The organism is Kitasatospora sp. NPDC023118 (genome assembly GCF_055560875.1).
Map to the genome: position 1 here is coordinate 1 of NZ_JBVHHW010000074.1, position 5,607 is coordinate 5,607.

A 5,607-nucleotide genomic window follows, 5' to 3' on the forward strand; every position below is an offset into this window, starting at 1 on the left:
CGCGGCTATCTGAACCGCCCGGGCCTGACGGGTGAGCGGTTCGTCGCGGACCCGTTCGGTGCGGCGGGTGGCCGGTTGTACCGCACGGGTGACCGCGTGAAGTGGTCGGCGGACGGTCGGCTGGTGTTCGCCGGTCGTGCGGATGAGCAGGTGAAGATCCGCGGTTTCCGGGTGGAGCCGGCCGAGGTGGAATCGGTGGTGGCCGCGCACCCGCAGGTGGCGCAGGCCGCGGTGATCGCGCGTGAGGACGTGCCGGGTGACAAGCGCCTGGTCGCGTATGTCACCGGGGACGGCGAAAGCACCGAACTGGCCGCCATAGTCCGTGAGTTCGTGGCTGGGCAAGTGCCGTCCTACATGGTTCCGTCGGCGGTGGTGGTGCTGGAGGAGCTGCCGCTAACGGTGAACGGCAAGCTCGACCGCAAGGCCCTGCCCGCCCCCGAGTACGCCGCCGGCGCGGGCCGGGCACCGGCCACGGTGCAGGAGGAGCTGCTGTGCCAGGCGTTCGCGCAGGTCCTGGGACTCGACCGGGTCGGCGTGGAGGACGACTTCTTCGCTCTGGGCGGCCACTCCCTGCTGGCGACCCGACTGGTCAGTGAAGTGCGGGAGTTGCTGCGGGCCGAACTGCCGATCCGGGCGGTGTTCGAGGCACGGACGCCGGAAGGGCTCGCCAACTGGCTCGCCAGTCGGGTCGAGACCCGGAGCACGGCCAGGCCCGCCCTGCGGCCGATGCGCAAGCAGGAGGACCACTGATGATTCCGCTGTCGCTTGCACAGCGTCGGCCGTGGTTCCCGAGTCGGTCAGAGGGCCCGAGCGCGGCCTACACCATTCCGATGGCGCTGCCACTGGCCCGGGATGTGGATCGGGAGGCCCTCGCCGGCCGGCCCGCCAGTCAGATCGAGACCCAGAGCATTGCTAGGCCCACTCTGCGGCCGATGCGTAAGCAGGAGGACTACTGATGATTCCGTTGTCGTTTGCGCAGCGTCGGCTGTGGTTCCTGAGCCAGCTGGAGGGGCCGAGTGCGACCTACAACATTCCGATGGCGCTGCGGCTGACCGGGGCTGTGGATCGGGAGGCCCTGGCCGAGGCATTGCGGGACGTGGTGGGGCGGCACGAGGTGCTGCGCACGGTCTTCGTGGTCGAGAACGGGGAGCCGTACCAGCAGGCCCTCAAGGTCGAGGACAGCGGCTTCGAGCTTGCGGTCGAGGCGGTTTCGCAGGAGGAGCTGGCCGGCGCAGTCAGCGGGGCGGTCGCGTACGCGTTCGATCTGTCTGCCGAAATCCCGGTGCGGGCAACGCTGTTCACGGTGAGCCAGGACGAACACGCGCTGGTGGTGGTGGTTCACCACATCGCCGGGGACGGCTGGTCGACGGCGCCGCTGGCGCGGGACCTGTCGGTGGCGTACGCGGCGCGGTCCGCGGGTCGGGCACCGGAGTGGGAGCCGCTGCCGGTGCAGTACGCGGACTACGTGCTGTGGCAGCGGGAGCTGCTCGGCGACGAGCAGGACCCGGACAGCGTGCTCTCCCGGCAGTTGGCGTACTGGCGCGAGACGCTGGCCGGGGCGCCGGCCGAACTGGAGCTGCCGACCGATCGGCCGCGTCCCGCCGTGGCCAGTCATCAGGGCCACGCGGTGGCGGTCGAGCTGCCGGCCGGCGTGCACGAGCGTCTGGTGAAGGTGACCAGGGAGCGGGGGGTGACCCCGTACATGGTGCTGCAGGCCGCGCTGGCGGTCACTCTCAACCGGCTGGGTGCGGGGAACGACATCCCGATCGGGGCGGCGATCGCCGGACGCACCGAGAAGGCCTTGGAGGACCTGGTCGGGTTCTTCGTGAACACGTTGGTGATGCGCACGGACCTGTCCGGTGACCCGACCTTCGACGAGGTGCTGGAGCGGGTGCGGGAGGCCAGCCTGCGCGCGTTCGAGCATCAGGACGTGCCGTTCGAGAAGCTGGTGGAGGAGTTGTCGCCGGTCCGGTCGATGGACCGGAACCCGCTGTTCCAGGTCATGCTCACGGTGCAGAACACGGCTTCGGCGGCGTTGGATCTGTCCGGGGCGGGCTCGCTGCCTTCGGCTCTGGCGTCGTCAGCGGGTCTGGGGGCGTCGAAGTTCGACCTGGAAGTGAGTCTTGGCGAGGTCTTTGATGCCCAGGGCAAGCCGGCGGGCATCCGGGGGAAGCTGATCGCAGCTGCGGATCTGTTCGATGCGGGGACGGCGGAGCGGTTCGCGGGTTGGCTGCTGCGGGTCGTCGAGACGGTTGTCGCTGAGCCGCTGACGCGACTGTCGGCGGTGGATGTGCTCGATCCGGCTGAGCGTCGCCTGCTCCTGGAGGAGTGGAACGACACGGCGGTCGAGCTCGAGCCGTCAACGTTGCCGGGGTTGTTCGCGGCGCGGGTGGCTGCGACGCCGGACGCGGTGGCGGTGGTGTCTGAGGGTGTCGAGCTGTCGTACGCGGAGTTGGATGCGCGCGCCAATGCGGTGGCGCGGCGGCTGGTCGAACGGGGCGTGGGCGCGGAGAGCGGTGTCGCGGTCCTGATGGAGCGGTCGGCCGAGTTGGTGGTGGCGCTGCTCGCGGTGGTGAAGGCGGGCGGTTTCTACGTTCCGCTGGACGCCCGGTATCCGCTGGCGCACCGTCGCACGATCGTCGGGGAGACGGGTGCCTCGGTCGTCCTCACCGATGCCGAGCTGCGGGGCCAGGCGGCCGAGCTGGGCCTGGCGGTGCTGGAGGTTTCCGGCGCGGGCGCTGCGGAGCCGTTGGAGATCTCCTGTGATGTGGACGGCTTGGCGTATGTGATGTACACCTCTGGCTCGACCGGTCGCCCCAAGGGGGTGGCGGTGACGCATGCGGATGTGGCGGCGCTGGCGCGGGACCGGCGGTTCGCGGGTGCGGGGTTCGAGCGGGTGCTGCTGCACTCGCCGTACTCCTTCGACGCGTCGACCATGGAGCTGTGGGTCCCGTTGCTGACGGGGCGCCAGGTGGTGGTGATGCCGGCCGGTGAGGTCACGGCGGTCTCGCTGGCCGAGGCGGTCTCCTCGTTCGGGGTCACGGCGCTGTGGCTGACGGCGGGGCTGTTCGCCCTGGTGGCGGAGCAGGATCCGGGGTGTCTGGCCGGGGTGCGTGAGGTGTGGGCCGGCGGTGACGTGCTGTCGCCGGTGGCCGTGGCGCGGGTGCGGGCGGCCTGCCCGGACATCGTGGTGGTGAACGGATACGGGCCGACCGAGGCCACCACGTTCGTCGCCACGCACACCGCGGTGGACGGCGAGGGCACGCTGCCGATCGGGCGCCCGCTGGACAACATGCGCGCCTACGTGCTGGACGCCGCGCTGCGCCCGGTGCCGGTGGGTGTGGCGGGTGAGCTGTACGTTGCGGGTGCGGGGCTGGCGCGTGGGTACGTGGCGCGGCCGGGGCTGTCGGCCGAGCGGTTCGTCGCCGATCCGTACGGGCCTGAGGGTGGCCGGTTGTACCGCACCGGAGACCTGGCGCGGTGGAACGCCGACGGCGAGCTGGAGTACGCGGGTCGTGCGGACGCGCAGGTGAAGATCCGTGGCTTCCGGATCGAGCCGGGCGAGGTCCAGTCGGTGGTGGCCGGGCACCCGCAGGTCGCGCAGGCGGCCGTGGTGGTGCGCGAGGACGTGCCGGGCGACAAGCGCCTGGTCGCGTACGTCGTGGCGGACGACGACAGCGCCGAACTCGCGTCGTCCATCCGGGAGTTCGCGGGTGAACGGTTGCCGCAGTACATGGTTCCGTCGGCTGTGGTGGTGCTGGAGGAGCTGCCGCTGACGGTGAACGGCAAGGTGGACCGCAAGGCCCTGCCCGCACCGGAGTATGCGGCGGGTGCGGGTCGGGCGCCGGAGACGGTGCAGGAGGAGCTTCTGTGCCAGGCGTTCGCCGAGGTCCTGGGACTCGATCGAGTCGGTGTCGATGACGACTTCTTCGCCCTGGGCGGTCACTCGCTCCTCGTGGTTTCCCTGGTGGCGAACCTCCGTGCGCGGGGTGTCTCTGTCTCGGTGAAGGCGCTGTTCCAGACGCCGACGCCGGCCGGGCTGGCCGGCGCTGCCGGGCCGGTCCAGGTGGTGGTGCCGCCGAACCTGATTCCCGAGGGTGCCGTCGAGATCACGCCCGGGATGCTGTCTCTGGTGGAGCTGACCGAGGCGGAGATCGAGCGGATCGTGGCGGAGGTCGAGGGCGGTGCGGCCAATGTCGCGGACGTCTACCCGCTGGCCCCGCTCCAGGAGGGTCTCCTCTTCCACCACATGATGGCGGATCAGGAATCCGAGACGGATGTCTACGTACTGCCGTCGGTGATGGAATTCGACTCGCGGGAGCGCGTGGACGAGTTCCTGGCGGCACTGCAGCGGGTGATCGACCGGCATGACATCTGCCGCACGGCGTTCGTGTGGGAGGGCCTGGCCGAGCCGGTGCAGGTGGTGTCGCGCCGGGTGGAGCTGCCGGTCCAGGAGGTCGTGCTGGACCCGCAGGGCCCCGACCCGGTGGAGCAGTTGAGGGCTATTGCCGGGTCGTGGATGGATCTGACCCGGGCGCCCCTGATGACGGTCCACATCGCGGCGGAGCCCGGCGGTGACCGCTGGTTGGCACTGCTGCGAACCCACCACATGGTGCAGGACCACACCTCGCTGGATGTGCTGTTCGGGGAGGTGCGGGCCATCATGTCCGGCCGTGCCGACACGTTGCCGGAGCCGTTGCCGTTCCGCGACTTCGTCGCCCAGGCCCGCCTGGGGACGCCGCGCGAGGAGCACGAGCGGTACTTCACCGAGCTGCTCGGCGACGTCACCGAGACGACGGCGCCCTACGGTGTGCTGGATCTGCACGGTGACGGCACCGCCGCGGTGCGCTGCCAGGTGCCCCTCGATGATGAGGTGGCCGGCCGGGTGCGTGAGGTGGCGCGGCGGCACAGCGTGAGTGCGGCGACGGTGTTCCACCTGGCGTGGGCGCGGGTGCTGGCCGCGGTGAGCGGTCGTGAGGATGTCGTGTTCGGTACGGTGCTGTTCGGCCGGATGAACGCGGGCGCGGGTTCGGACCGGGTGCCGGGTCTGTTCATGAACACCCTGCCGGTGCGGGTGCGGTTGGACGCGCAGAGTGCGGGTGAGGCGCTGGACGGCATGCGCGGCCAGCTGGCCGAGCTGCTGGTGCACGAGCACGCGCCGCTCTCGCTGGCGCAGCAGGCGAGCGGGATGACGGGCGGCAGCCCGCTGTTTACCTCGATCCTCAACTACCGCCACGGCCAGGCACCGGAGGCGGGGACCGGTCCCCGCCTCGAGGGCGTCGGGCTGCTCACCGTGAGCGACCACACCAACTACCCCGTGAGCGTGGCCGTCGACGACCTCGGGAGCGGCTTCAGCCTGGCCGTCGAAGCGGTGGCACCGGCCGATGCGGAGCAGATCTGCGCGCTGCTGCAGGCCGCCGTCACGAACCTGACGGCCGTCCTGGAGGAGGCTCCGCAGGCGCGGTTCGCGGCGGTGGGGGTGCTGGGTGAGGCTGAGCGCCGTCAGGTTGTCGAGGAGTGGAACGACACGGCGGTCGGGGTCGAGGAGTCGACGTTGCCGGGGTTGTTCGCCGGGCAGGTGGCCGCGACGCCGGATGCGGTGGCGGT

At 70.9% G+C, this 5,607-nt stretch carries 2 pseudogenes; both read left to right on the forward strand.

Features of this window, described 5'->3' with window-relative positions:
- Nucleotides 1-720: pseudogene (locus ACZ3UD_RS37420) on the forward strand (AMP-binding enzyme); the annotation flags it as partial.
- A gap of 238 nt (nucleotides 721-958) precedes the next feature.
- Nucleotides 959-5,607, forward strand: a pseudogene (locus tag ACZ3UD_RS37425) (amino acid adenylation domain-containing protein); the annotation flags it as partial.